This is a genomic window from Sphingomonas molluscorum (genome assembly GCF_039522995.1).
In the GTDB taxonomy this organism is placed as follows: Bacteria; Pseudomonadota; Alphaproteobacteria; order Sphingomonadales; family Sphingomonadaceae; genus Sphingomonas; species Sphingomonas molluscorum.
The window spans coordinates 57,553-83,813 of the sequence record NZ_BAAAEL010000012.1 but is presented as its reverse complement, the minus strand read 5'-3'; the positions used below and the strand labels follow the sequence as shown (position 1 = coordinate 83,813).

Here is a 26,261-nt window from a genome sequence, read left to right as displayed (position 1 = left end):
CGCCGTGGCGCGGCTCAGCCGAAATACGGCGCCAACTTGTCCAGATTGGCCTGAGTCGTTGCCCACAAGCGCTGCTTCTGGTCGTCGATGCGCTTGTACATCGCTGGACGATTGGCATCGAAGCTGGTGACCATCTCCTGGACGCGATCCTCCAAATGCGGATCGTCCAGGTCGACGGTCTGGTCGCCTAGCTGCACTTCCTCAAGGAAATAGCGCACCTTTACGTGGTTGATGATGCCCATCACCGGCACGCCGATGCCATAGGGTAACATGACGCCGTGACCCCGCATGCCGATGACCAGCGTCTTGTCGCGATAATATTGAACGATGTCCTCGCGCGACATCATGTCCAGCATGCGATGCTTGAACCGCACGCCCGCTTCGCGGAACGCCGGCAATGCTGCCAGTTCCTCAATCGTGTGGGTGGCGATGTGGATCTCCCACCCGTCCTTCTGCATCCGCTTCGCCTGCTTGGCGATCCGCAGGATCTTCGCGTGATCCTCCACGATGCCGAGCTTCTTGAATCCCATGAACAGCACAAAGACCACCGCCTTGCGGTTGGGGTCACGCTTGGCCGCCCAGGTCTTCGGCCGGACGATCGACATCAGGTTTGTGGGGCAGGGCTGCAGGGTCAGTTGGTCGGCCACGCGCGAGGGCAGGTAGCTCGAGAGCTTTTCAAGACTGCTGGTGTTGCGCATCCCGAAGAACACCGACTTTTCGACGGTCGCGGCGATGTGGTCCTTGAAATAGGATCGGAATTCATCCTGACCCTTCATGCGGTTGTAGCCGATGGCGAACCCCATCATCGGCTTCTCATAGGCGGCCAGGTTATCGAGCGAGACGTTCCACAGCCAGTCGCTGTCGGTATTGGGGATCGCACGATGCCGGTCTGGCAGCAGCAGGCCGCCGCCACCGACCATGATCACCTTGGCATCCTTGTTGATGCGGGCGACGTCCGCGGCCTCGACCTTTTTCTTGTGGTTCTCGTCGACCCACACCTGGTTGCCGTAATAAGAGTCGATCAGCGCATGCTGCGCATAGACGATCATCACGTCGCCGGCGTTGCCGTGCCATGCGCCATAGTGGCTGACATAGCCGGATCCACGCTTCGCGCGGTCCGAGCGGAACTTGGACGTGAGCCGCTGCGCGACAAAGGCGGGAAACTTCCCGGGCTGCCGAGAAGCGATAAGTCCTAGACGACGAACCTTGTTTGCGATCGACATGTAAAATCCGCGTTGAGGATGCCGGGCGCATCACCGGGATATGACCATCGGCACCCGCGCATGACGCGACGTGCACGGCCAAAACGGGCATCACCGACCGCCCGGCGCTGCAGGGGCCAAGCGGTCGGTGCACACTCTACGACGGGGCTCGTTCTTCCGAGCCCCGCAGCATCAGGCCGCTTCGGCAGCCTTGGGCTTCGGACGCCACTTCAGCTTGTCGCGCTGAACCTGCTCGACCGGCAGGATCTCGGTCGACTTGTACTTGAGCGACTTGGCGACCGCGCGAACGTCGCGGCACAGGCGGCGCAGACCGTCAGGCTCGAGCGAGGCGGAGTGGTCGGTGCCCTTCCAGGTGCGGTCCATCGTGAAGTGGCGCTCGACCCACTCGGCGCCCAGGGCCACGGCAGCCATGTCGGCAGCGATGCCCAGGTGGTGGCCGGAGAAGGCGATCGACTTCACCTTGTCGCCGAACTTGTCCTTCAGACGGGTCACTTCGAGCAGGCAGAGGTCGTCGAAGGCAACCGGATAGCCCGAGGTGCAGGCGTAGAGGACCAGGTCCTTGGCACGGCCGCGCTCGACGAAGAAGTCGACGATCTGCTGCTCTTCGTCATGGGTGGTCATGCCGAGCGACAGGTGGATGTCGCCGTCGAAGTCCTTGGCGAGGACGTCGAGCATCTCGAAGTGCAGGTTGCAGGCCGAGGGGACCTTGAGCAGCGACGGCTTCAGCGTCGCCATCTCGCGTGCCGAAGTCGTGTCCCACACCGACGTCGAATATTCGATGCCGAACTTCTCGCACTCGGCCTTCAGCTCGTGGTGCTGGTCGACGTTGAACTCGAGGAATTCGCGGTGCGCGCCATAGGTGTCGCCGTAGGAATTGGCGGGGTTCGGGTGGGGCGCGTTATACTGCGCTTCGGTCAGAAGCTCCCGGTTGTTGCGCTTCTGGAACTTGACCACGTCCGCCTTGGCGTAAATCGCCGCGACCTGGATCAGCTCCTTGGCGATGTCCATGCTGCCCATGTGGTTGCAGCCAACCTCAGCGATAACTTTGACGCTCATAATAAACTCCTCGAATGACGCCGCGACGAGCCCCCGCCACGTCGCGCCGCGCCTGTGATCGCTTTATCCCCACCATTCATGGCACCGGTATGCGGTGACCAATGAACCTCGTTATCCACCGACCCTTCCCACTCTCGTGATGAAGGAGCTGCGCTTAAAGTTTCTTATACCAACTGCTACGGTGCAGCAACTCGGCGACGCATTCTTTGCTGCGATGCGGCATCAGACGTGCGCCGAACGCGATAAGGAGCGGGAACGAGTAAACCGCAGAGCAATGCGAAGACGGATGCCATCGTGGTGGTGCGGAGCGGATAATCTCCTAGCGAATGCAGCAGAACCGCCAGGATCGCCACACTGGCCGCAGCCCCCAGCAGGGAGGAAGGCTCGGCGCGGCCGAACCATGCCGTGGCCGCGGCCCATAGGAACCATGCGAGGAAAAGCACAACGAGCACCACGCCGATGATGCCATACTCGAGCATGATCTCGAGATAATCATTGTGCGCATGGTTCACGAAGGTGCTGGCGACCTGCTCTACCGGCTCTCGCATGGCGTAGACCTGCGTGAAGGTGGTCGGGCCGGAGCCGAGCGGGAAATACTGCCGGATCGCCTCGCTGGTGACCTGGTAGAAGCCGAGTCTCCCTGCATCGACCAGGCCTTGGGATTGTACGCGCCCGCTCAAAGCCGCACCGAAGGAATGAAGCGCCAGTGCCAGGCCGAGGATCAGCGCGAGGCCAAGTCCGAGCGGCAGCATCCATCGACCTGCTGCGCGACCCTTACCCCGAGGGGCGGAGTCGGGCAGCGTCAGCTTCCGAAACCGCACGAAAAGGGCCATCGCGCCAAAGATCATCGGCAGAACGAGCACCAGGCCTGCGCGAGCGGTGGTGGCGGCGATGCCGAGGATCGCAAGTGCGACCAGAACGGCGCTCGCGATCGCGGTCATGCGTTCGATCGGCTCGCGACCTCTCAACCACCGTATGCTGCATGCTGCGGCCATCGGGATGGCGCAGAGTAGAAGGGTGGCGAGATGGTTGCGATTGGCGAAGAAGCCGAGCGCGCCGTTGACGCTGCTCGTGCCGTACACCTTGATGGTATTGCGGTTGCCGAGGCCGGCTTGTGCAAGTCCGAGGAAGATCGAAAAAGCGGCAAGCGCAAGCAGGATGTAGACCAGGTTCCAGCGCTGCGTTTCTGTGGCCCGCGCGGTGCCGAGGAGCACTGCGGCAGGAGCGAGCAGATAAAGCGCGGCGGCGATGCCTGTGCCCGCCCGCAGCCCTACCGCGTGCCACGGAAGCGCAATAGAGGCCGCTTGATAGGTCCTCACCGCCTCATCCCGGCCGGGAAGCGCGGTCCAGATGCTTGGAGGAAGCGGTATCGTGTACAGCAGGGGCAGGGCCGCCGCGAGGATCAGCAGGACGACAGCGGCGAGTCCGATCCGGCCGCTGGGAACGAGGTCCCGCCGGACAAAGGCGAACAGCAACGAACCCAGGCCCATGAATTGCAGTGCCATGTTCCCGAAGGAGGGGCGGGAGGATCCGCCCAGCAGGATGGCGGCGATGAGCAGGACTGCGGCAAGAATCGCGTCTAGCTCGAGAGCGCCTGAGCGGCGCATCCTGACAGTCAAGGGTATATTCATATAGATCTTGGCTCGCCCGCGGTGTCGCGGCCGAGATGTCATGATCCGTATGCCGCTTCAAGCGGAGCCTGCGCCGCAACGCTACTAGCGGATGGCGGCGATCCCATCTAACCGCATAATTCCTGACACTGCGGAGCCTGAAAGCAAATGGCAATCGTGCTGATGGGCACCGGCGGATCTTCCGGTAGAACCCTTGCTGCGGTGGAGGCCGCTCTCCAGCGCCGGCGGCCGGCCCAGTCCGTCCGCTTCATCGACACGCAACCCTTCAATCTTCGGACTGGTGGCCGCACTTCATACCCGGGCAATGGTGAAGTCCGAGTGGCAGATCCGGATGCGTGTGGCATGCGTCGTGCGACCGGAAGCTGGTCGATGAACATGCTGCTGAACGGCGGCCCGCTGATGTACCGGCGGATGCAGCGCTACGGAGCTCGCCTGATCGGTAGCGACGCAGATGTACTCGTGATGTGTCACGACCGGATCTATATCGAGACGGCGATGATCCGCGCGGCTCGGCAAAGCGGTGCAGCTACCGTGCTCATCCAGGAAGGTCCCTTCTGCAGCATTGCCCATGGCGGTGCCAGGGCGCCGGTGCTGCGGCTGAAAGGGGCGCTGGCCCCGCTTGCGACCACAAGTGGCCTTCTGCCGAAGATCCCGGGCTATGGTTGTGCTGGTCACGACCTGATCCTCGCGGCATCCCCAGAATATCGCGCGCGGTGGATCGACGCTGGGGTTCAGCAAGAACGCGTTCGCGTGGGCGGGGTGCCGCGCTACGATCCGCTGGCGTTGCTCCCACCGACGAATGCACTGTCAAGCGATGGTGTGCTCCGGGTACTCTACCTGACCCAACCATTCGCCGCGCATGGTAAGGTAGATGCGCAGGTCGCCGCCGAATTGGAGACCATGGTAGCCGAGGGGCTCCGAATGGTGGCCGGGCGAATGCCTGTTGAACTCACCATTCGCGTTCATCCGCGCGCAGAAGCGGAGCATGTTTTCGCGCTGCAGCAATCTGTCAGCGGTCTAGTGCGGATCGACAAGGGCGAGCGCCCACTGGAGACCACGCTAGGGGAGTATGACGTGGTTCTCGGCCATTACTCCAGCGGGCTCTTGGAAAGCTTGGTCGCGGGAAAGCGCATCCTGTGTGTCCCGGTGCCGGAGACGGCCTTTGCGGAGACGGCCGAGGGAGACAAGCAGGCGTGGCTGACGGCTATCGGTGCTCCGGTAGCCCGCAGCGCCTCGGAGATCGCTGACTGTTTGTCGGCTATCCGACGGGGCGAGCCGACGAGGGTTCAGTGGGACAAGGTTGGCGCAGAAGTTGGAGTGATCGACGGGCAATCTTCCGACCGCTGCGCTGACGCGATCCTGGAACTGATTGACCGCCGCGCAAACAGGAACCAGGCAGCCTAGCTCTGTATGGCGACGAGGAAGCGTCGGAGCGCGTCCTCGTCCTCAGCCAGCCGCACTGGATTGGCCGGCCACTGGCGCAGCGCTCGGGCCATTCGCGTGCAGCCGAACATCTGCGGGACGTAGACGCTCTGGTCGGAGCGTCCGAGATCCAGCAGGCCGGTGGAAATGGCCGCGGCATAGGCACGGTAGCCGAACCTGCCCGCGTGCTCCATCAATCCGCCAGCGTTGGGTTCGATCTCCACGTTGCTGATGCCGGTGAGGTCCGCCCGCAGCCGTGTCAGATTTTCGCGGGGATGTGGCAAGTAGCGCACCGCGATCGGGCTTGCCGCCGCTACCTGGCGCATTGCTGTCAGAAATCGGGTGTGCCGGATGATGCCGTCCTCGACCAGGGGCGAGCCGACGAACAACAGCGCGTCTCGTTGCTTGCCGGGCATAGTCGGGGAATTCAGCACCAGGTTGCGTCGCTCGAACCGGTCGCGCACGACCACGGTCGATCGGTCGATCCGACGGTGGAGGATATCGCGAGGATAAAAGCCGACCGCGGCCTGTACCGCGCCCCGCGCTGCGTACCACAAAGGGCTGGTCAGGTCCGTGTAGTGCGAGAGCCCGTCCTCCCACAGTTCTACCGTGCGGATTTCGGGCAAGGCCATCAGGAACCGCTCCAGCGGCTCACCTTCGAGGAACAGGATCAGCCGCTCGATACCGAGCGGCTGCAGGAGTGCCGCGACCGAGCGATAATAAGCTGCATTTGCCCGCCGGGTGGCGAGCACGCTTGTAAGGGAGCGCCCGGGAAGTGATTCCCGGCCCAAATCGACGGCCCGCCCCGGGTAGCTCGCCTCGACGGGCTCGCGCATGAACGCGTCCCGGTAGAGCACCACGTCCGGCTCGGCTCCATTGTCGAGCAGGAACTGCAGGTGCAGGCGAGAGCGGGGAAGGGCGGCGACCTTCCCCGCTTCGGGTTTACGCGTCGACGACATGCCCGCCCTTGATCAGGCGGTCGGCAAGCTCGCGGATCGCGCCACGGCCGCCTTCAGCATCGAGGACCAGCTGCGCCGCTGCGAGGGCTTGCGGATGGGCATCGCGCGGGGTGACCGCGCAGCCAACGGCGGCCATGCACTCCAAGTCGTTGATGTCGTTGCCGACGTATACGGTCTCCGTCGCAGGAATACCGTTTTCAGCAAGCCATTCGGTGAGGAGCGCCAGCTTCCCCTCGATCCCATGGTGGTGCGGAAGCTCAAGCTTCCGGCAACGCGCCGCGACGACCGGATTGCGCTCCTTGGAGATGACGAGCATCGGCAGCCCGCGCTTGCGCAATTGTTCGATCCCCATCCCGTCCCGGCGCGAACAGGCCACGGTTTCCTCGCCGGTCTCGCTGACGAACACGCGATCGTCGGTGAGCACCCCGTCGAAATCCATGATCAAGGCGGAGACCTTCGCTGGCAGGCCTTCGGCGGCGAGGATGGTCCGGGACAGCCGCGCAATCCGTTCCTCGGCCATGCGGAAGTCTTCCGGCTCGTCGATTTCAAGCCGACGCTCGACGGGCGTGTCGAACAGCGCGGTCTTGCCAAAGAAGCGGTGCTTGGAGGCGACGAATCCGTCGGTCTTCATGACGTAGACGGCGCCGGTCTCCAGATACTCCGGTTCGCGCTGCTGGCGCATCAGGCGCACGGATTTGTCGTGGTTGATGCCGACGGCGGAGCCTTCCCCATCCTCCTTCCACAGAAAATAGTGAAAGGCGGTAACGGCGACGGCGCTGTCCGCGCCATTCGTCCGAAGCGCGTCCACGGTCCCGTCGATGTCTTCGGGCGCCGTCAGGGGCGAGGTGCATTGCAGGAAGACAAGCAGGTCCGGACGATAGCCTTCCGCCTGTTCCAGCGCTGCAAGGGTGTAGAGCAGCGCGTCCTCGGACTTCGCCATGTCGGAGGCGAGCGCTTCCGGGCGGCGCACCACTTCGGCGCCATAACGCTCGGCGACCTCGGCGATCTCGTCGTCGTCGGTAGAGACGACCACCCGCGTCACGTTGCGGGCAGCGCGGGCAGCATCGATCGTGTGCGCGATCAGCGGCTTCCCACCGAGTGGCAGGACATTCTTGCGCGGGATGCCCTTGGAGCCGCCCCGGGCGGGAATGATCGCCAGCACATCTTCAGCTGCCTCTACCATATGGCTCCCTTTCTGTTCCGCCGCTGCCATAGGCGCCTCAGCCGGCGCCTGTCGACGGGGTAGCGGCGTACGGTGACACGATGGCGTTAGCGGTGGCGTCTAGGGAACCATGATGCTAGGCAGCCCGGCCGATAGAAACAAAACCGACACGGGTGCCGCGTCCTGCGAGCCCGACCAGAACGGGAAGTGTTGATGCGTACAGGGAGCTTCGGGCGGTCGCCCATGCGTGCGGCAGTAATGTTGGGCTCGTGCAGTGCGCTGATCCTGTCTTCAGGCTGCGCCACCAAGAGCCCGATCAAGGAGGGAACCGCTTCGGCGGTGACGCCGGTTTCGCAGTTGCAGGTCCCGGACCCGCGCCAGGCGATCGGCGAAGTTTCCGACGCTTATTACATCGGTCCCCAGGACCAGCTCGACATCGCCGTGTACCAGTTGCCGGAGCTAACCCGGCAGGTCCGCGTCGACGCGGCCGGCAAGATCGCTCTTCCGTTCGTCGGCGAGATCAAGGCGAGCGGCATGACCACTGCCGAGATCTCGAACCTCATCGCCTCGCGCCTGCGCGCAAAGTACATGCAGCGGCCGGAAGTGACCGTCGGGATTACCGAGGCGATCAGCCAGCGCATCACGCTGGAAGGTGCCGTGACGCGGCCCGGCATGTACCCGATCCCCGGCAAGGTCACCTTGCTGCAGGCGCTGGCGCTCGCCGGCGGAACGAACAACATTGCGAACGAGCGTCTGGTCGCCGTCTTCCGGAACGTGGGCGCAGAGCGGCAGGCCGCGGTGTTCGACGTCCAGATGATCCGGCGCGGGGAGGTCGAAGATCCGACGCTGTACGGGAACGATCTTGTCGTGGTGGAACGCTCGCGTGGGAAGGTCCTGCTGCGTGACGTGATCGGTACGCTGCCGGTCCTGAACGCGTTCCGCACGGTGAATAACATCGCCAATTAATCTCAACGTCTAAGCTGGGCTGGCACCAATGAATGAACGAAGCGTATCCGGTGACCGCATGATCCCGGCTCCCGGTGACGTATGGGAGGGGGAGGGCAGCGCACGCGGCTTCAGCCGCGATGTCGCGGTAGAGGATGGCCATCGGAGCGGCCTCACGCACTACGTCATGATCCTGCGGAAGCGGAAATGGCTGATCGTCAGCACGACGGCCATCGCCTTGCTGATGGGCTTGGTTGCGACCTTGCTGGCCGAGCCGGTGTATACGGCGCGCGCAACCTTTGAGGTGCAGCGGGAAGCGCCCCGCGTTCTGGACGTCAATAGCGTCGAAGCCGACAACAACGGGGACGCTCTGTTTTTCCAGACGCAGTTCGCGCTCATTCGGAGCCGTGCGTCTGCGCAAGGTATCGTCCGTCGCCTGAAGCTCGACAGCAATCCGGAATTCGTGGATGTCAGCGGCAGCCTGTTCGACGCCAAGACCGGCTCTGCCGCCACGCCGCAGGAACGCCAGCGGGCGTTTGAGGCGGCAACGAACAAGGTGCAGGCGGGAATTCTCGCGGCACCCTACGCGGGTTCTTCCCTCATCGAGGTGACGTACGAAAGCAACGATCCGCGCATGGCGGCTGCCGTTGCGAACGCGGCGGTCGACGAGTTCATCGAGAGCACGATCGATCGCCAGTACGCTGCGTCCAACTACGCCCGCAACTTCCTCGGTCGCCGCCTGCAGGAGTTGAAGCAGCGCCTGGGCGCTTCGGAGCGCGAGCTCGTCAACTACGCCGCCCAACAGGGCATCGTGAACGTCACCGATGCGCGAAACGCGGGACAGAGCCAGTCGCTCGATTCTGCAAGCCTGAGCGCGCTCAACGCATCCCTCGCGCAGGCGACCGCTGCTCGCGTCCAGGCGGAGCAGAACTGGCGGCTGGCGCAACAGGCGAGCGGGCGCACCCTGCCTCAGGTGCTGGCAGATCCGCAGGTCTCGACGCTTACCGGCCAGCTTGCGACGCTTCGGTCCGACTATGAACAGCGCCTCCAGACCTTCAAGCCGGAGTTCCCGGCGATGGTCCAGGCACGCGCCAAGATCACCGAGACGGAAGGGGAACTCGCCGCCGCGCGCAACCGCGTCCTTCAGAGCTTGCGCGGCAGCTACGAACTGGCGCTCAACCAGGAGCAGGCGCTCCAGAAGCAGATGGAGCAGTCGACCGGCAAGGTCATCGACCTGCAGGGCCGCAGCATCCAGTACACCATCCTCCAGCGTGAGGTGGACACGAACCGCGCGCTCTATGACGCGCTGCTGCAGCGGTACAAGGAGATCGGGGTTTCCGGCGGCGCGGGTTCGAACAGCGTTTCCGTGATCGATCGCGCGCGCGTACCTGGTTCGCCGTCGCGCCCGATCCTGTGGCTCAACCTTGCGCTTGCGTTCCTGGCGGGTCTTGGCCTGGGCGTCGCGATTTCGCTGATCCTCGAATTCGTCGACGACACGTTCAAGCTGCCGGAGGATGTGGAGAACAAGCTGCACCTTCCGCTGCTGGGCATGATCCCCAAGCTCGAGGAGGATCAGGTCGCGGTCGACGAGCTGTCCGACCCGCGCTCCGGCTTCTCGGAAGCCTATTTCGCGGTGCGGACGGCGTTGCAGATCTCGGGACCGAACGGTCTGCCGCGCAGCCTGCTGGTCACCAGTTCGAACCCGGCCGAGGGCAAGTCGACCACTGCCGTCGCGCTCGCGTACAGCTTCGCCGGTGGCGGCAAGCGCGTGCTGTTGATCGACGCCGACATGCGTCGTCCGAACCTGCACAAGCTGCTGTCGACGACCAACGTGCGCGGCCTTTCGACCGTGTTGAGCGGCGAGGCCTCGATGCGCGACGCCGTGCAGACGATCGAGGCGGGCTTCGACGTGGTGCCGGCAGGACCGATCCCGCCGAACCCCGCACGACTGCTCAGCACCGGCCTGCGTCCGCTCCTGGCGGAGGCGATGGCGAACTACGACCTCGTCCTGGTGGACGGACCGCCGGTGGTGGGCCTGGCCGACGTGCCGATGCTCTCCGCCGCGATCGAGGCGACGGTGCTGGTCGTCCAGGCGAAGAAGAGCCGCCGCGGCGTCGTGCTGTCGGCACTCCGTCGCCTGCGCGGGAGCCGCGGCCAGATCGCGGGCGTCGTGCTCACCAAGTTCGACCGCAAGGCTGCCGCCTACTCGGACTCGCTCGACTATTCCGAGTACTACTACAGCTACGGCGAGAAGACGGCGGGCTAAGCGATGGAGCGGCGGCGAAGGAAGAGCGGGGCAAAGGCACGCAGGCGCCTGGATCCGCGTATTGCGGTCGCCGCACTGCTCTTCGTGGGGGGCGCTTGGGAGATCGGGGTGAAGGGCTTTGCGGCCGAACCACGATTGGCGCCCTCCGTGGCCGCACGGGTGGATCCTTCGAACGGGGCCGTGCTCGCTCGCTTTGCGCAAAGCCAGATCCTGCGGAACGTTCCGGTCGCGCGCGACGCCGCGCGACGCGCGCTGATCCAGGATCCGCTTTCGTCGCGTGCAACGCTCGTTCTTGCGCTCGCCGCGGTGGACTCCGGGGATATCGCGGCCGCCGACAAGCTCATGGCGCGCGCGTCTGAACTCAGCCGTCGCGAATCCACGGCCGACGCGTGGATGTTCGATCTGGACATGACCCAGGGCCGGTACGCGGACGCCTTCCGTCGTGCGGACGTGATGCTTCGGCGGGAGCCCGGCCTCGCCGCGCAAATTCTCCCGACGCTGGTAAAGGTGTCCACTTTCCCGCCGGCACTGCCGGACTTGGCCGCCCGGCTGGCCAAGCAGCCGCCGTGGCGCGGAGCCTTTTTCCAGGCGTTCATCGGCAGTCCCGACGCGGACCATGCGGCGCTTCTGGAGGCGCTCAAGGGCGCAGGCGGGCGGCCCACGCCGTCTGAACTCGGTGCATTGGTGGAGCGTCAGGTAAGGCTTGGCGATGCTGCCGGTGCGCGGGCGCTCTGGCGACAGGCCATGGGCCGTCCGCTGCCGCTTCTCGTCAACGGCGGGTTCGAGGATGCGGCGTCGGTTGGCAGCCTCGGCTGGCAGGGGGAGCGCGCGATCGGACGCGCCGTGGCGATCACATCGCGTCCGGACGGGAAGGGAGCCGCACTCCGGATCGACCCCTATGCCGTCGGAAAGCCCCGAGCAGTGATGAACCAGTCGCTGTTGCTGGCTCCTGCGAGCTACACGCTGCGCTACGAGGGTTTCGCGGAGAGCGGAATGGGGTCGCTTGAGGTGTCCGTGCGATGCCTGGGCTCGAACCAGCTGCTCTCGACGGCGCGGAGCGACTTTGCCCAGAACTGGGAGACGAAGACGCTGAGCTTTGTGGTTCCCGTCTCCGGATGCCCGGTCCAACAGGTCCGGATCGCCACCGTGTCGGGCCGTCGTAGCGACACGCCCCTCTGGATCGATAGCTTCAACCTTCGTCGCCCTTAGGGCAGCCCACCCGCGGTATTTGGCATCCACCGCCTGGGCGGAGGGGATGACCGCGTCTGCGGCGCACAGGCAGCAGTCGCTTCTGTGACGCGACCATTCCGAGGCTCACGCGTCAGCTTGATCCCATAAGAAAAAAAGCCCGGGCGACCTAGCGGCCGACCGGGCTTCCTTGTGAGATGAGACCCCGTTGCCGAGGTCCCGAAATCTCTGACTTAGACGCTCGCGGGAGCGTCGTCGTCCTCGTCAACCGCGACGTAGATGCCGAGGCCGACGGCAACCAGTGCGAGCACGCCGACGATGATGCCGCCGCCGGCGAGGTTGCTCGCCTCAGCGTTGGTCGGAACAACCGTGCGGTTCACGGCCGCAGCGCGAACGCCGAGGGTCGGGGCCTGAGCCGAAACCGCCGGTGCCGCCACTGCGGGAGCCGCCGCCATCATCAGGGCTGCGCACGAACTTGCTACAGCTACCAGTTTCTTCATAGACCATCTCCACTGTTACGATGCGGAATTAGAGAGCAGGTCGCATGCTGCACTGCCGAAGTCAACGCGCTTCCGGCCCGGCTTCCATATTCCAACCTCGGTGATGCATTTAGGCCACTTCCTCGTAAAGCTTTGAAATAGCGTTACTCATTTGTTCAACAGTGAACTTGGCGCGGAAGTGCTGACGAGCGGATACACCCAGGCGCTGAAGCTGGGGGCGGCTCATCGAGCGGATCAACTCCGTCAGCGCGTCTACGTTCCCAGCCGGGAAAATATATCCTGAAATACCCGGGACCACGAGCTCGGGGAGGGCATCTGCGTCGCTCGCACACACCGGCTTGCCCTGTCGCATGGCCTCGATCGCGACGAGGCCGAACCCCTCCCAGCGGGAAGGCATCATCACCACGTCGCACGCTTCCAGGAACGCCGGGATACGGCCGAGGGGAATCCACCCATAGCGCGTCACGTTCGGCGGATCGGGCTCGCCTGGCGAATCTTCGTTGGAGACGCTCCGGTCGCCGACGACGTGCAGGTGAACTGGCAGGTCGAGGGCGCGGGCCATGGCGTCGCGGAGGTCGTCATAGCCCTTCTGCGGATCCTGCCGGCCCACGAACAGCAGGTTGAGGCGATCGGTGGCAAACTCCGGCAACTCCGAAGGTGCTACGACAGGCGTGTCGGGTGCAATGCCGTTGTAGACCATGTGGAGCTTGGACGAAGGCAGGCCCACTTCGACAGCGCGTCGCTGCTCGAATCGGGAGATGCAGAGGATCGCATCGGTTACCCGGGCCAGCAGCCGTTCTGCGGCGGCGTAGGCGCGGCGTTTGGCTTGCGACACCTGCATGTTGAACGCCCAGCCGTGGGCGCAATAGATGATCTTCGCGCGTGTGCTGCGCCGCAGCAGAAATGGCAGCCGCACGACCAGGCCCGCGAAGGTGCTGTGGATGTGCACGATGTCCGGCTGCTCGCGCCGGATCAGTCGTGCGACGTCGCGACCCATTGCGGCGAGTGCCCCAGGGCTACGCGCCGAACTGCCGAACAGGCGCAGGGTCGAAGGGGGCAGGGAGGCGAGGTGCTCGGCCTCGTCCGCGGCTATCGCGACCAGAACCTGATCCTCGCCGTACCGCGCCTGTTGTTCCGGGATCAGTTCGCAAAGATGCGTGGCGACGCCACCCTTCACCTTTTGCGCGACGTGGAGGATCTTCATGGGCGCGCCTTCTAGTCGCGCGACCCGCTCTTAGGGAAGCGCGGCCTCGTCAGGCGTCGACGGGGACATCGGTTTGCAGCACCCACCGTTCACCCGCCTCGATCCCCAGGGCGGTGAGCACGCCGCTGCGGTAAGCACCGGTGTCGATGCCGATCCGGTTCGGCTTCTCCTGGACCTCAGATGCGATGGTATGGCCATGAACCACCATCATTGCGTGGTCGTGGGCGCTGTCGATGAACTCGCGCCGGATCCAGCGGAAGTCGGACGGATCCTGCTCGTCCAGCGGAACGCGGGGGCGAATACCCGCGTGCACGAACAGATAGTCGCCGCTGCGGTACCAGTCGCGCGCGCGGTCCAGGAAATCGACGTCGGCGCGAGGAATACGGTCGACCAGCAGTTCGGCCAGATCCGCAAAACTGCCGCGGTCGATCTCTTCCTGCGTGATACCGTAGCTCGCGAGCGTAGCGCCCCCGCCGATCTGCAGCAGGCCGCGCGCGGCGCGTGCCTCCCCGCGTGCGGCCTGTACGAAGATCTCCTCGTGATTGCCCTTGATCAGAACCGCGCGCCCCGCCGTTACCAGCTCTCGCACCAGGGCAACCACTGCGGCCGAGTCGGGGCCGCGATCGACCAGATCGCCGAGGAACACCAGCAGGACGGTTCCGGCAACCGGTCGGGCCCGAAGGTCGGCCTCGACCCGATCCAGCAACTGCCGCAACAGGTCGATGCGACCGTGGATATCTCCGATCGCATAGATCCGCTGTCCGGCGGGAAGCTGATAGGTCCGGAATTCCGCTTTTCGGCGCTTGAAGAACATCATCACCTTGAATTGTCGCAGGAATCGCAGTGGTCGCCGCTCTTGATAAGAGTGCAGGCTGAACGCAAGGCGAATCGCGTGTGCTTGCCTGGCGAGGTCGAGATGGTAGCAGGGGGCATGCCGCGTCTTTCCTGGGCCTTGTGCGCCTTCCTGCTGTCGTTTGCGACACCTGCCGCTGCAGTCGGGGCTTTCGCCCCCCCGGTGTCCGCGAACGATGGCCTGCTGGCACTGCGCACGCTGGATCGGCGGATGGAGACGGTCGGGTATCGCCTGGCGGCGCGAGCCGCGCGTTTGTGCCCGGAAAAGGCGCCCCTGCCGGGCTTTCTGCTGCACGACATCAGCCAGTACGGCGGATCGGATCGCGCGGAGGTGCGCACCACCTTCGGGATCGGCAACGCGCCAGCGGTGCTGGCGCTGGCGCCGGACAGCCCCGCCGCGCGCGCGGGGCTTCGCGAGGACGACGGGATCGTCGCGATCGACGGCCGCCCCGTGCCCGATCTGCCGAGCGGCACGAGCGGGACCTTCACGCGCCTGCTCGCAGTAACGGACCAGCTCGAAAAGGCGCTGGCAGGCGGTGAGGTGACGCTGACGGTCGAGCGGAACGGCGTGCGGCACGAGATCCGCTTCAGCCCGGAACAAGGGTGCCCGTCGCGCTTCCAGACGCGACCATCGGAGACGCTCGATGCCCGCGCCAACGGCGACTATGTCGAAGCGACCACCGCAATGGTCGCCTATGCCGGTGACGATGCGGAGCTCGCGGCCGTGCTGGGGCACGAGATGGCGCACAACATCCTGAGGCACCGCGCGCGCCTCAACGCCGCGGGTATCCAGCGTGGGTTGCTCCAACAATTCGGGCGCAACGCGCGGCTGACCCGCAACACGGAGGTCGAGGCGGACCGGTTCGGCGTGTACCTGATGGCGCACGCCGGTTTCGACCCGCAGGCGGCGGTCCGCTTCTGGGAGCGGTACGGCCGCGAACATGGTGCCGGCATCTTTCGCGCGGCAACGCACCCGAGCGAGCGCCGCCGCATCGAGATCATCGAGGCCGAGATCGCCCGCATGCAGCGCCTCGCCCAGGCTGGGCAGGAGCCGTTGCCCGATCTCGGCAGCCAGCCGAACTAAAGCCTAGCCCGCGACCCGCAGGCGGGGAGCCGCGGGCGCAATCTTGGGCTGGTCCGGCCAGATGCCACGCGCGTCGTGCACGCGCTTGTCGGCGCGTTCGTCCAGGGGCACCGAGCGGAAGATGTCGTGGTCGACCAGCACCACGAACGCGGGGCAGGTCTCCAATGCGGTGTCGAGATCGATCAACTGCGCACCGGTGCCTTCGAACGCCTGCGGCAGGCGTGCGGCATAGGGCTCCACGATCCGGACGCGATCGCCGAAGCGCTCCGCCAGGTGCAGCGCGACCTTGAGCGCGGGACTCTCGCGGAAGTCGTCGATGTTCGCCTTGAACGCGAGGCCCAGGCACGCGATCGACGCTTCGGGCACCGCTTCTGCGAGTGCTTCTGCCCGCGCGATCGTGTGGGCGACCTTCGCGTCGTTCACTTCGCGCGCGGTTCGGATCAGCCTGCTGTTCTCCGGATCGGCATGCACCAGGAACCAGGGATCGACGGCGATGCAATGGCCGCCGACGCCAGGCCCCGGGGACAGGATGTTGACGCGCGGGTGGCGGTTGGCCAGGCGGATCACCTCCCACACGTCGATGCCCATCGTGTCCGCCACCACCGAAAGCTCGTTGGCAAAGGCGATGTTGACGTCGCGGAATGCGTTCTCGGTGAGCTTGGTCATTTCCGCCGCACGCGCCGTGGTGGTCACGCAGGCGCCGCGCACGAAGCGGCGGTAGAAATGCAGTGCCTTGCGAGCACAGCGCGGGGTGATGCCGCCGATCACGCGGTCGTTGTCGATTAGTTCGACCAGGATTCGGCCGGGCAGCACGCGCTCCGGGCAATAGGCGATCGCGACGTCCGCGGTGCCGCTGCAATGGCCGGGGATCGCGAGGTCGGCACGCCTGTCGGCGAGCAGTGCCGCCACCTTTTCGGTGGTGCCGATCGGGGAGGTGGACTCCAGGATCACGGTATCGCCCGCCTTGAGCACGGGCGCGATCGTGGCGGCGGCTTCCAGCACATAACCGACGTCGGGCTCGTGGTTCGGGCCGAAGGGGGTCGGCACCGCGATGACGAACACGTCGGCCGGCGCGATCTGGGTCGAGGCCCGCAGCAGACCGCGTGCAACGACGCCGGAAACCAAGCCGTCCAGGTCGATTTCCTCGATGTGGACCTTGCCCGAATTCACCGTCTCGACCACCCGCGGGTCGACGTCGATGCCGAGGACGGAGGCACCGGAGCGGGCGATCACCGCAGCGGTGGGCAGGCCGATATAGCCCAGCCCCACCATGCAAACCTTCAGTTCAGAGTCCGAAATCACGTGCCACGATCTCCGCGATCCTTGCCGATGCCCGGCCATCGCCGAACGGATTATGCGCGCGCGCCATGGCCGCATAGGCGTCCTGGTCGTCTAGGAGCGTGCAAATTCCCGAAACGATACGGTCTTCGTCCGGGCCGACCAGGCGGGCGGTGCCCGCGGTGACGCCCTCAGGCCGCTCGGTGGTCTCGCGCATCACCAGCACCGGCTTGCCGAGTGCGGGTGCTTCCTCCTGCACCCCGCCCGAATCGGTAAGGACGACGTGCGCGAGTTCGAGGGCGCGGATGAAGTTGGGGTAATCCAACGGGGCGATGCGCGCGACGTTCGGGCGATCTCCAAGCACTGCGTCCATGGCTGCGACCACGTTCGGGTTGGGGTGGACCGGGAAGAGCACCGCTACATCGGGCCGGTCGGCGATCCGGCCGACGGCGCGCGCAATCGCGGCCATGCCGTCCCCGAAGTTCTCCCGCCGGTGGGTGGTCACCAGCATGACGCGCTTGCCGGCAAAGCGTTCTGCGATGGGCGAAATCTCGGCGGCGAGCCCCGGATCGGCCGCAATTCGGTCGCGGGTCGCGTGCAGGGCGTCGATCACCGTGTTGCCGGTGACGTGGATGGATTCAGGAGAGACGTTCTCCGCTCGCAAGGCGGCGGCGGCGGTCTCTGTCGGCGCGAAGTGGAGGTCGGCGATAGGGGCGACGATGCGGCGGTTCACCTCCTCCGGCCAGGGCTGGTAGATGTCGCCGGAGCGAAGGCCCGCCTCGACATGGCCGACCGGGATCTTGCGGTAATAGGCCGCCAGCGCACCCACCATCGCCGTCGCCGTGTCGCCCTGGACGATCACCCGGTCAGGACGCTCACGGTCCATCGCCTCGCCCAGCGCCAGCAGCAGGCGGGCGGTCAGGCGATCCAGCGATTGGCCGGGCTCCATCAGGTCCAAGTCGATGTCCGGGGTCACCCCCGCGATCGCAAGCACCTGATCGAGAAGGCCGCGGTGCTGGGCCGTGACGCAACTGCGCACCACAAGTCCGGGGCGCTGTGCCAGCGCGTGCAGGACGGGGAACAGCTTGATCGCTTCGGGCCGTGTACCGAATACGACCAGAATGCGTCGGTTTTGGTGCGTTGCCATGGCAGCCTTCTATCGCGGAAGTTTAGGGAGTGCTAATCGCGCGAAGGTATCGGGCAGGGGGGCCTGACCGTCTATCGGCCGTCCGGCCGCGCTGACACATCACAGGGAGCAAGCATGTCCATCAAACCACTTCGCAAGGCGGTGTTTCCGGTCGGGGGTCTGGGGACCCGCTTTCTGCCGGCGACCAAGGCCATGCCGAAGGAAATGCTGCCGGTGGTGGACCGTCCGCTGATCCAATATGCCGTGGACGAGGCGATCGAGGCGGGCATCGAGCAGATGATCTTCGTCACCGGTCGCGGCAAGCATGCGATCGAAGACCATTTCGACATCGCCTACGAGCTGGAGTCGACCATGTCGGGTCGCGGCAAGTCGCTCCAGGTGCTCGACGCAACCCGCCTGAAGCCGGGTCGTGTTGCCTATGTGCGCCAGCAGGAGCCGATGGGTCTGGGCCACGCCGTCTGGTGCGCACGCGACATCGTCGGCGACGAGCCGTTCGCGGTGCTGCTCGCGGACGACTTCATGGTTGGGCAGCCCGGCTGTCTCAAGCAGATGGTCGAGGCGTACAACAAGGTCGGGGGCAACCTGATCTGTGCGCAGGAAGTGGCGGACGACCAGACTGACAAGTACGGCGTCATCACGCCGGGCACGCGCGACGGCACGCTGACCGAAGTGAAGGGCCTCGTCGAGAAGCCCAAAGCGGGCACGGCGCCGTCGAACCTGGCGGTGATCGGTCGCTACGTGCTCCAGCCCGAGGTCATGCGCATCCTGGAGACGCAGGAGGCCGGTGCCGGTGGCGAGATCCAACTGACCGACGCAATGGCGCGGATGATCGGGAATCAGCCGTTCCACGGCGTGACCTTCCAGGGCGTCCGCTACGATTGCGGCGACAAGGCGGGCTTCCTCCAGGCCAATCTTGCAACCGCGCTGGCGCGCGAGGACGTCGGCCCCGCAGTCCGCGCCTTTGCCAAGGACCTGCTCGCCTGACGACTGCGCCCGGCACGCAGCCGGGCGCTAGAACGACAGCAGGCGATCCTCGCCAAGGGTCGCCAGCAGGCTGACCAGCCCGCCGGCGGCCGTGCCGGCGGGAAGCTCGGCCATCGAGAGGCCAGTGAGGGCGAGACCCGACTGGCAGACCAGCAGTTCCACGCCGCTCTCGCGGGCGATCGCGATGAGATCGGCCCGGCCCGGCAACCCGGCCGCGGCGAGCCGGGCGGCATCGGGATCGGCGGACGCCTGGAGCAGCACGACCGCGTCTTCATGAAGGAACACCCGCGCCCGGCCGCCGAGTGCGGCAGTGGCCGCAGCGGTGGAGAGTGCCGCCCGGAAGCGGAGGGGATCGGCGGTCGCGACGAGGACGGTCAGCCCCCGCATGCGGGGCACCCAGGATCCTTAGGGAGCAGCAGCGTCCTGAAGCGCAGCGCCAGCGTATCGATCAGCAGCAGCTTGCCCGCGCTATCCTCGCCGAAGGCGGTAATGGCGCGGATCGCCTCCAGTGTGGCGAGGCTGCCGACCACGCCGGTCAGGGCGCCGAGCACGCCCGTGTCGGCGCAGCTGCGATCCGGGCGCTCCGGGTCCTGGCCGACGAAGCAGCGATAGCAGGGCTTGTTCGCTTCCCAGCCGCGGAACACCCCAAGCTGCCCCTCAAACTCGCCGACTGCGGCTGCCACCAGCGGCACGCGGGCCGCAAGTGCGGCATCGGCCACCGCAAGCCGGGTCGCGAAATTGTCGGTCCCGTCGACCACGACGTCCATGCCGCCGACCAGCCCGGCTGCGTTTGCCGAATCGATCCGGAGCTGGTGCACGGTGACGGACACGTGCGGATTGAGGCGTGCGACCGCGCGCCGCGCGACCTCCGCCTTCGACTGTCCCAGATCCTCGGTGCCGAACAGGGTCTGGCGCTGGAGGTTCGACAATTCGATGCGGTCGTCGTCGATGATGCTGAGCCGCCCGATTCCTGCCGCGGCAAGATACTGGATCACCGGCGAGCCGATGCCGCCTGCACCGACCACGCACACATGCGCGGCGGCGAGCCTGGCCTGCCCGGCGCCGCCGACTTCCTTCAGCACGATGTGGCGGGCGTAGCGCTCCAGCTCCGCGTCGGTCAGGATCATTCGGGCAGGTCGAAGGTCATGCTCACACGGTACCAGGTGCCTTCCACCGCGAAGCGCGTGTTCAGATTGTCGCGCGCGAAGCCGAGCACCAGCCCGGCGGCATATTGCTCGACCGTGGGGCAGTTGATGGCGCGCGGGATGGTCGCCCGCACGCTCGCGCCGCTCCCGATCAGGACGGCGACGTCGGCATGGACGCGGCGCTTGCCGGCGATCGGTGCAGGCGGCGTGCAACGGCCCTGCGCCATTTCGCCCTGGACGAAGCGGACCATCTGCGGCGTCACTTCCGGTTGGGTACGATAGGGAAGCGCGTCCAACGCCTCCCAGTCGATCGGCGAGGTACGAAGGCGATTCGGTTCCGCCGGTGGTGGCGTCAGCTGCGCCGTCAGCGCGACCATCAGGGCGAGGAAGGGGTTCACCGCCCGGTCGACCCGAAGCCGCCACTACCGCGGGCGGTGTCGTCCAGGCTCGCCGCTTCCTCAAGCGTCGCGCGCAGCACCGGCGCCGGCACGAGCTGTGCGATGCGCTCGCCGCGACCGATGGCAAACGGCTCCTGTCCCAGATTGACCAGGATCACCTTCACTTCCCCGCGATAGTCGCTGTCGATCGTGCCGGGCGTGTTGAGGCAGGTGATGCCGTGCTTGATCGCAAGGCCGGAGCGCGGCCGAACTTGCACTTCATAGCCGGCGGGGATGGCCAGGGCGAAGCCGGTCGAGACCGCGTGCCTGGCGCCTGGCGCAAGCGTGCAGTCTTCGGCGGCCACGATGTCCATGCCGGCGGCGCCCGCCGTCGCATAGGCCGGCAGCGGCAGCCCCCGGCCATGTTCCAGCCGAAGGACGGCGATACGGATCGGTTCGCGGCTCATTGGCCGGCCTGCAGGGATGCGAGCATCCGGGTCGTGGCCGAGAGCACCTCCGGGTCGTTCAGGATCTCGTTGCCCTTGCCCGGCAGCACGCGGAAATCGGTCGCAATGCCGCGCAGCGCGAGTGCCTCGGCATAGCCGCGCGAGAACTTCGGCGGGGTGATCGGGTCCTCGGAGCCGACCAGCAGCGCGGCCTTGGTCTGCGGGCGCACACCGCCCACCGTCATCAGCGGATCGAGGCTGTCGGGTGCAGGCTTGAACGATGTGCCGGGCATCCGCTTCTCCATATGCTTGCGCCATTCGGGCAACATGCACGGACAGGCGGCGAGCACCATACCATCGATCAGTTTCGGCCGGAGGCCGGCAAGGTCCGCCACCAATGCCGCGCCGCCGCCGTCTCCGACGACGACGGTGGGAACGTCCGGGTACCGTTTGCGCCCGGCCTCGATCCGGTCGGCAAAAGCCGTGATGCGCTCCCGCGTGAAACCGCGGGCTATGCCCTTGTCCGCGTCGCCCTCTGCCACGGGCTGGGTGAGCGCCACCACCCGCGTCCCAGGGGCGGCCGCCGCCAGGTCGCGCCCGAAGCGGTGGGGATCGGTCGCATCCGACGTCGCCCCGTCCCGATGCAGCACATAGACCAGCGCCTTCACCGAACGACGGCCACTGGCGCCGAACGCCTGCTCCCGCACCGTCGCCGTGGCACTGTCGGCGGCCGGACGAACGCCGCCGCCGGCGCAGCTTGCGAGCGCGAGACCTAGGGCGAGGGAGAGCAGCCTATGCCAGCGCATGTGCGATCCGCTCCGCCAGACGCTCCGCAACCAGGTCCTTGTCCATTCGCTCCCAACTTTCCACGCCATTTTCCGTCACCAGGTGGATCGCGTTGGCGGTCCCGCCCATCACGTCCCCCGATACGTCGTTGGCGACAATCCAATCTGCGCCCTTCCGTGCGCGCTTCCCGGCGGCATGGTCGATCACGTCGTGCGTTTCCGCCGCAAACCCGACCAGCAGCCGCGGTCGCCGCGGGCTATGGCCAAGCGTCGCGAGGATGTCCGGGTTGGGGACGAGTTCCAGCCGATCGCCCATGTCCGCCTTGGCCCGCTTCAGGGGCGCGGCCTCGACCCGCCAGTCCGCGACGGCTGCCACCATCACCGCGGCGTCGGCCGGAAGCGCCGCCTCAACTGCGTCCGCCATCTCGCGCGCGCTTTCCACGTCCACCCGCGACACGCCCGGCGGGGTCTGAAGCGCCGTCGGTCCGGACACCAGCGTCACGCGCGCGCCGAGCTTCGCCAGCGCACCGGCGATCGCATAGCCCTGGCGGCCGGAGGAGCGGTTGGCGATGTAGCGCACCGGGTCGATCGCTTCGTGGGTCGGCCCCGCCGTCACCAGCACGTGCCGGCCGGCGAGGGGCCGGGGCGCGGGTGCCAGGGCGCGTTCAATCGCAGCAAGGATCGCTGCGGGCTCCGGCAGGCGGCCCGGGCCATATTCCCCACATGCCATCGTGCCTTCGTCGGGCTCGAGCACCGTGATGCCGTCGCGCCGCAGTTGCGCGACGTTGCGGACGGTGGCGGCGTGCTGCCACATGCGCACGTTCATCGCGGGCGCAGCGAGCACCGGCTTGTCGGTCGCGAGCAGCAGCGTGGTAGCCAGATCGTCGGCCATGCCGGCTGCCATCTTCGCGAGCAGGTCTGCCGTCGCGGGCGCGACCACGACCAGGTCCGCCTCGCGGCTGAGCTGGATGTGGCCCATCTCGGTCTCTTCCTTCAGGTCCCACAGGCTGGTGTGGACCGGTGCCTCCGACAGCGCGGCGAGCGTCATGGGGGTGACGAAGTGCGCACCTCCGTCGGTCAACACGCAGCGAACCGCGATGCCGGCCTTGCGGCACAGGCGGATCAGTTCGCACGCCTTGTAGGCGGCGATGCCGCCCCCGACGATCAGCAGGATGCGCTTCATCGCGTGATCCTCTGCACCCGAACCCGCCGCCTGTCGAGCAGCACGCGGGCGAGGTCGCGCAGTCCGTCCGGCGCAAAGGCCAGGCCGACGAGCAGCAGGGGAGCGACGAGGAAAGCCCAATAGAACCCGTCCGCGCCTGGGAGGATGGCTGTCGCGGCAGCATAGACCGCCAGCGTCACGGTCACGCGCAAGGCGACCGGATCGTCCCACATCGCCCAGCCGAACAGCGCGAGCGCGACCAGCAGCGCGGCGATCGCGGCCGGCAGCAGGTGGAGCACGGTCGTGGTGATCGAGGCGCGCACGAAGAAGCCGAAGCCGTGCATCCCTGCTGCGTCCGAGGCGGTCGGATCCAGTGGACCGACGACCTGCGCGACGGCCTGGGCATGGAACACCAGGACGACGGCCAGCAGGCCGATTCCCGCCGCCCAGCCCAACGCCTCGCGGCGCCGTCCCTCGGCAAAGGCGAGCAGCCCCATGGCGATGGCGTAGAAGGCGGCGGTCTCGCGGATCAGCATCGCCGCGGTGGCGACGGCAACCGCCTCCACCCAGCGGTCCTGCTGTCGGATCGCCAGCGACATAGCCACCAGCATGCCTGCCCAGGTCTCGGGAAAAAGCACGACGTCCGGCGCCAGCAGGCCCACCATCCCGCCTGCGAGGAGCAGCATGCCCCCGAACACCGGCAGCGGCCGGGCCAAGGCCTCGCGCAACCGCTTCTGCCAGGCAAAGGCGGTGCCGATCGCCAGCAGGAGGAGCAGCAGGGCCGACACCAGCCCCGGAAGTACGGCGAGCACTACCGGCAGCGTAGGCAGGGGAAAGGAGAGGAACGGCTTAAGCGGATAGCCGCCACTGCGCAGCATCCGTGCGGTTGCCGGGTAATAGGCATCGCCGCCGCGCAGCGCGCCGACGATGCCATCGTGCACGCTGATGTCGCTCTGCTCGATCGCTGCACGCGGCGCTGGCACGCTCCCGCCGCGCACGCCCATCAGCGCACCGGCCGCGACCAGCAGCAGGAACAGGACCAGTGCCACTGCTTGGTTGGCCGAAAGGCCGCTGGCCCGGCTTGGGCGGACCAGCCACAGCGGGCGGGCGGGCCGCGCCATCAGCTGGCCAGCAGCGTCGCCGCTACCGCCAGCGCGGCGCTCACCACGGCCACGCCGATGTATCGCCACCCGCCGCCGACGCGAATGACCTCGATTTCACGCAACGGCGGGGCAGGGGGCGCACCGCCAGGTGTCGGATAGCGCGCTTCGAGGTTGCGGATCAGCTGCGGCAGCCGCGCAAAGGTGCGCAGGTCCGTGACGATGCGGTCGGCGACCGCCGCCTCGGGGCCCAGCTCATCGCGGATCCAGCCGCGCACGAACGGCGCCGCCGTTTCCCACAGGTTGATGTCGGGATCGAGCGCGGTAGCCACGCCCTCCACCATCACCATCGTCTTTTGCAGCAGCAGCAGGTGCGGCTGGGTCTGCATGTCGAAATCGCGGGTGATGTTGAAGAGGCTCTCCAGCATCATGCCGACCGACATGTCCTTGACCGCCAGCCCGCGCATCGGCTCGCCGACGGCACGCAGTGCTGTTGCGAACTCCGCGACATTGTGGTGGGCGGGAACATAGCCGGCCTCGAAGTGGATTTCGGCGACGCGGCGATAGTTGCCGGTGATCAGGCCGTAGAGGATTTCGGCAAGCCACACCCGCGCACGGCGGTCGATGCGGCCCATGATGCCGAAGTCGATCGCGCAGATGCGCCCGTCCGGCAGCGCGAACAGGTTCCCCTGGTGCATGTCGGCGTGGAAGAAACCCTCCGCGATCGCCTGGCGTAGGAACGCCTGCACCAGCTTGCGCGCCATCGCCGGAAGGTCGTGGCCAGCCTCGATCAGGGCGGCGCGGTTCGACAGCTTGATGCCGTCGATCCACTCGATCGTCAGCACCCGGCTGGTGGTGCGCTGCCAGTCGACCGCCGGGACGGTGAAGTCCGGCTCCGCCTGCATCGCTTCGGCAAGTTCGGAGGCCGAGGCCGCTTCGCGCCGCAGGTCGAGCTCGCGCGCGGTCCAGCGCTTCATCGTCTCGATGACGAGCCGCGGACGCAGCCGCTTCAGCTCGCCGCCATAGGCTTCGAGCTGGGCGGCGGCCCATTCATAGGTGTCGATCGCCTGGTTGAACTCGTGCTCGACGCCAGGGCGCAGCACCTTGACGGCGACCGTGCGACCATCGGTCGTGACGGCGCGGTGCACCTGCGCGATCGAGGCCGCGCCGACCGGCACTTCCTCGATCTCGGCAAATACGCTTTCGATCGGCCGGCCGAGACCCGCCTCGATCGCCGGGCGGATCACCGACCAGGGGAGCGGCGGCAGCGCGTCCTGCAGCGCGAGCAGATCGTGCGCCGGGCCCTCGCCGACCAGGTCGGGACGGGTGGCGAGCGTCTGGCCAAGCTTGATCGCGGCCGGACCAAGCGCCTGCAACGCCTGCGCGTAGCGCGGTTCCTTGGGCACGAACATGCCCATCTGAAGGAGGCGTGCAACGCGGCGGAGCCCTGGCGGGGTGCTCGGGTCTCGCTCAAGCCCGCGCAGCGCGCCGTGGCGCGCCAGCGTGCGGCCCCATTTCCAAAGGCGCCAGCCGTGGGTGATCTTGGAGGTCATGCCCGATCCTCGATGCGGCGGGGACGGGGGCTCAGATCTTCCACCCGCTGTGGATCGCGACCAGGCCGCCGAGCAGCGGCTCGACCTTGGTCCGCACGAAACCGGCGTCGCCGATCATGCGCTCGAACGTCGGCATGTCCGGGAAGCGGCGGATCGACTCGATCAGGTAGCGATAGCTGTCCTCGTCGTCGGCGAGGAGCTTGCCGAGCTTGGGCACGAGCTTGTGCGAATAGGCGTCGTACACCTCGGCGAACCCCGGCCACTGGGTGGTCGAGAACTCTAGGCAGAAGAAGCGCCCGCCGCGGCGCAGGACGCGATGCGCCTCGCGCAACGCCTTGGGAATGTCGGTCACGTTCCGGATGCCGAAGGCGATGGTGTAGGCGTCGAAGAAGCGATCGGGGAACTGGAGCACTTCTGCGTTCGCTTCGGTCCACACCAGGCCGTCGATCCCGCGCTGCTGCGCGCGGCCCATGCCGACCTCCAGCATCGCCGGATTGATGTCGGCGACCGTGATCGACGCGCCGCGGGCGGCCATACGGAAGGCGATGTCGCCGGTCCCGCCGGCCATGTCGAGGATCTGCTCGCCCGGCTGCGGCTTCACCCGCCGCACGAAGCGATCCTTCCAGAGCCGATGCATGCCTCCGGACATGGCATCGTTCATGAGGTCGTAGCGGGAGGCTACGCTGGCGAAGACGTCCCCGACACGGCGGGTCTTTTCCTCGGGGGCGACTTCTTCATAGCCGAACGAGACGGTGTTGGTCATGCAAGCGCCTTAGCCAAGCCTTGTGGCCC

At 66.7% G+C, this 26,261-nt stretch carries 25 protein-coding genes; 6 read left to right on the top strand and 19 right to left on the bottom strand.

Going from position 1 to position 26,261, the window contains the following annotated elements:
• Positions 1–14 precede the first annotated feature (14 nt).
• The 3 genes from ABDZ92_RS13170 to ABDZ92_RS13160 form a co-directional block, all read right to left on the bottom strand.
• Positions 15–1,223 carry a polysaccharide pyruvyl transferase family protein gene (locus tag ABDZ92_RS13170; protein WP_125961033.1) on the bottom strand — a complete coding sequence of 403 codons (1,209 nt, stop codon included), beginning with the start codon at positions 1,221–1,223 and terminating at the stop codon, positions 15–17.
• A 171-nt stretch (positions 1,224–1,394) separates the two neighbouring features.
• The gene (locus tag ABDZ92_RS13165; RefSeq protein WP_125961032.1) at positions 1,395–2,279 is read right to left on the bottom strand and encodes an N-acetylneuraminate synthase family protein; all 885 of its coding nucleotides are present in this window, start codon (positions 2,277–2,279) and stop codon (positions 1,395–1,397) included.
• Between the two features lie 176 nt (positions 2,280–2,455).
• Positions 2,456–3,898 carry an O-antigen ligase family protein gene (locus ABDZ92_RS13160; RefSeq protein ID WP_164521285.1) on the bottom strand — a complete coding sequence of 481 codons (1,443 nt, stop codon included), beginning with the start codon at positions 3,896–3,898 and terminating at the stop codon, positions 2,456–2,458.
• A 159-nt stretch (positions 3,899–4,057) separates the two neighbouring features.
• On the opposite strand from ABDZ92_RS13160, the gene ABDZ92_RS13155 reads away from it, so the two are divergent.
• Positions 4,058–5,314 (top strand): hypothetical protein, encoded by a 1,257-nt coding sequence (locus tag ABDZ92_RS13155; protein ID WP_125961030.1) that lies wholly within the window; start codon positions 4,058–4,060, stop codon positions 5,312–5,314.
• Here the strand turns inward: ABDZ92_RS13155 and ABDZ92_RS13150 are convergent.
• Positions 5,311–6,291: a hypothetical protein gene (locus tag ABDZ92_RS13150; protein ID WP_125961029.1), complete on the bottom strand. Its 981-nt coding sequence runs from the start codon at positions 6,289–6,291 to the stop codon at positions 5,311–5,313. The two genes, ABDZ92_RS13155 and ABDZ92_RS13150, sit on opposite strands and share 4 nt — an antisense overlap.
• A complete protein-coding gene (locus ABDZ92_RS13145) occupies positions 6,275–7,474 on the bottom strand; it encodes a cytidylyltransferase domain-containing protein (protein ID WP_206432207.1) in 1,200 nt (399 codons plus the stop codon). Before ABDZ92_RS13145 ends, ABDZ92_RS13150 begins: the two co-directional genes overlap by 17 nt.
• Positions 7,475–7,696: 222 nt before the next feature.
• Here ABDZ92_RS13145 and ABDZ92_RS13140 point away from each other — a divergent pair, with 222 nt between their 5' ends.
• The 3 genes from ABDZ92_RS13140 to ABDZ92_RS13130 all read left to right on the top strand — a co-directional run bounded on the left by ABDZ92_RS13140 (position 7,697) and on the right by ABDZ92_RS13130 (position 11,873).
• Positions 7,697–8,419 carry a polysaccharide biosynthesis/export family protein gene (locus ABDZ92_RS13140; RefSeq protein WP_164521284.1) on the top strand — a complete coding sequence of 241 codons (723 nt, stop codon included), beginning with the start codon at positions 7,697–7,699 and terminating at the stop codon, positions 8,417–8,419.
• A gap of 58 nt (positions 8,420–8,477) precedes the next feature.
• Positions 8,478–10,664 carry a GumC family protein gene (locus tag ABDZ92_RS13135; protein WP_164521283.1) on the top strand — a complete coding sequence of 729 codons (2,187 nt, stop codon included), beginning with the start codon at positions 8,478–8,480 and terminating at the stop codon, positions 10,662–10,664.
• Positions 10,665–10,844: 180 nt separating this feature from the next.
• A complete protein-coding gene (locus ABDZ92_RS13130; protein ID WP_343763236.1) occupies positions 10,845–11,873 on the top strand; it encodes a tetratricopeptide repeat protein in 1,029 nt (342 codons plus the stop codon).
• Between the two features lie 212 nt (positions 11,874–12,085).
• On the opposite strand, the gene ABDZ92_RS13125 is transcribed toward ABDZ92_RS13130, so the two are convergent.
• From ABDZ92_RS13125 to ABDZ92_RS13115, 3 genes are all read right to left on the bottom strand, one after another.
• Entirely contained in the window at positions 12,086–12,352 is a 267-nt protein-coding gene (locus ABDZ92_RS13125) for a hypothetical protein (RefSeq protein WP_239555495.1), read from the bottom strand.
• Positions 12,353–12,461: 109 nt separating this feature from the next.
• On the bottom strand, positions 12,462–13,556 hold the full coding sequence (locus tag ABDZ92_RS13120) for a glycosyltransferase family 4 protein (protein ID WP_125961025.1): 1,095 nt from the start codon (positions 13,554–13,556) through the stop codon (positions 12,462–12,464).
• Between the two features lie 49 nt (positions 13,557–13,605).
• A complete protein-coding gene (locus ABDZ92_RS13115) occupies positions 13,606–14,373 on the bottom strand; it encodes a metallophosphoesterase family protein (RefSeq protein ID WP_125961098.1) in 768 nt (255 codons plus the stop codon).
• Positions 14,374–14,571: 198 nt separating this feature from the next.
• On the opposite strand from ABDZ92_RS13115, the gene ABDZ92_RS13110 reads away from it, so the two are divergent.
• Positions 14,572–15,492, top strand: a complete 921-nt coding sequence (locus ABDZ92_RS13110) for a M48 family metalloprotease (RefSeq protein ID WP_164521282.1) — start codon at positions 14,572–14,574, stop codon at positions 15,490–15,492.
• 3 nt (positions 15,493–15,495) lie between these two features.
• On the opposite strand, the gene wecC is transcribed toward ABDZ92_RS13110, so the two are convergent.
• Together wecC and wecB are read right to left on the bottom strand one after the other, a co-directional pair.
• A complete protein-coding gene (wecC, locus tag ABDZ92_RS13105) occupies positions 15,496–16,794 on the bottom strand; it encodes a UDP-N-acetyl-D-mannosamine dehydrogenase (protein ID WP_125961023.1) in 1,299 nt (432 codons plus the stop codon).
• Positions 16,778–17,917, bottom strand: coding sequence for a non-hydrolyzing UDP-N-acetylglucosamine 2-epimerase (gene wecB / locus ABDZ92_RS13100; protein WP_164521281.1), 1,140 nt, complete (start codon positions 17,915–17,917; stop codon positions 16,778–16,780). Before wecB ends, wecC begins: the two co-directional genes overlap by 17 nt.
• Before the next feature lie 114 nt (positions 17,918–18,031).
• Here wecB and galU point away from each other — a divergent pair, with 114 nt between their 5' ends.
• The gene (gene galU / locus ABDZ92_RS13095; RefSeq protein WP_125961022.1) at positions 18,032–18,901 is read left to right on the top strand and encodes a UTP--glucose-1-phosphate uridylyltransferase GalU; all 870 of its coding nucleotides are present in this window, start codon (positions 18,032–18,034) and stop codon (positions 18,899–18,901) included.
• 27 nt (positions 18,902–18,928) lie between these two features.
• Here the strand turns inward: galU and ABDZ92_RS13090 are convergent, their stop codons facing one another.
• Genes ABDZ92_RS13090 through ABDZ92_RS13050 form a run of 9 tightly spaced genes read right to left on the bottom strand, consistent with a single transcriptional unit; the run spans position 18,929 to position 26,232 of the window.
• A complete protein-coding gene (locus tag ABDZ92_RS13090; protein WP_125961096.1) occupies positions 18,929–19,288 on the bottom strand; it encodes a DsrE family protein in 360 nt (119 codons plus the stop codon).
• Positions 19,276–20,028, bottom strand: coding sequence for a HesA/MoeB/ThiF family protein (locus ABDZ92_RS13085; RefSeq protein WP_125961021.1), 753 nt, complete (start codon positions 20,026–20,028; stop codon positions 19,276–19,278). Before ABDZ92_RS13085 ends, ABDZ92_RS13090 begins: the two co-directional genes overlap by 13 nt.
• Positions 20,025–20,444: a hypothetical protein gene (locus ABDZ92_RS13080; protein WP_125961020.1), complete on the bottom strand. Its 420-nt coding sequence runs from the start codon at positions 20,442–20,444 to the stop codon at positions 20,025–20,027. Before ABDZ92_RS13080 ends, ABDZ92_RS13085 begins: the two co-directional genes overlap by 4 nt.
• A complete protein-coding gene (dut, locus tag ABDZ92_RS13075) occupies positions 20,441–20,890 on the bottom strand; it encodes a dUTP diphosphatase (RefSeq protein WP_125961019.1) in 450 nt (149 codons plus the stop codon). Before dut ends, ABDZ92_RS13080 begins: the two co-directional genes overlap by 4 nt.
• Positions 20,887–21,675 (bottom strand): alpha/beta hydrolase, encoded by a 789-nt coding sequence (locus ABDZ92_RS13070; protein WP_241211860.1) that lies wholly within the window; start codon positions 21,673–21,675, stop codon positions 20,887–20,889. Before ABDZ92_RS13070 ends, dut begins: the two co-directional genes overlap by 4 nt.
• Complete coding sequence (gene coaBC / locus ABDZ92_RS13065) at positions 21,662–22,837, bottom strand: bifunctional phosphopantothenoylcysteine decarboxylase/phosphopantothenate--cysteine ligase CoaBC (protein WP_125961018.1); 1,176 nt, start codon at positions 22,835–22,837, stop codon at positions 21,662–21,664. The genes ABDZ92_RS13070 and coaBC overlap by 14 nt, the downstream gene beginning before the upstream one ends.
• Positions 22,834–23,937: a hypothetical protein gene (locus ABDZ92_RS13060; protein WP_125961017.1), complete on the bottom strand. Its 1,104-nt coding sequence runs from the start codon at positions 23,935–23,937 to the stop codon at positions 22,834–22,836. Before ABDZ92_RS13060 ends, coaBC begins: the two co-directional genes overlap by 4 nt.
• Positions 23,937–25,469 (bottom strand): 2-polyprenylphenol 6-hydroxylase, encoded by a 1,533-nt coding sequence (gene ubiB, locus ABDZ92_RS13055; protein WP_125961016.1) that lies wholly within the window; start codon positions 25,467–25,469, stop codon positions 23,937–23,939. Before ubiB ends, ABDZ92_RS13060 begins: the two co-directional genes overlap by 1 nt.
• A 31-nt stretch (positions 25,470–25,500) precedes the next feature.
• Positions 25,501–26,232, bottom strand: a complete 732-nt coding sequence (locus tag ABDZ92_RS13050) for a class I SAM-dependent methyltransferase (RefSeq protein WP_125961015.1) — start codon at positions 26,230–26,232, stop codon at positions 25,501–25,503.
• Between the last annotated feature and the right edge of the window lie 29 nt (positions 26,233–26,261).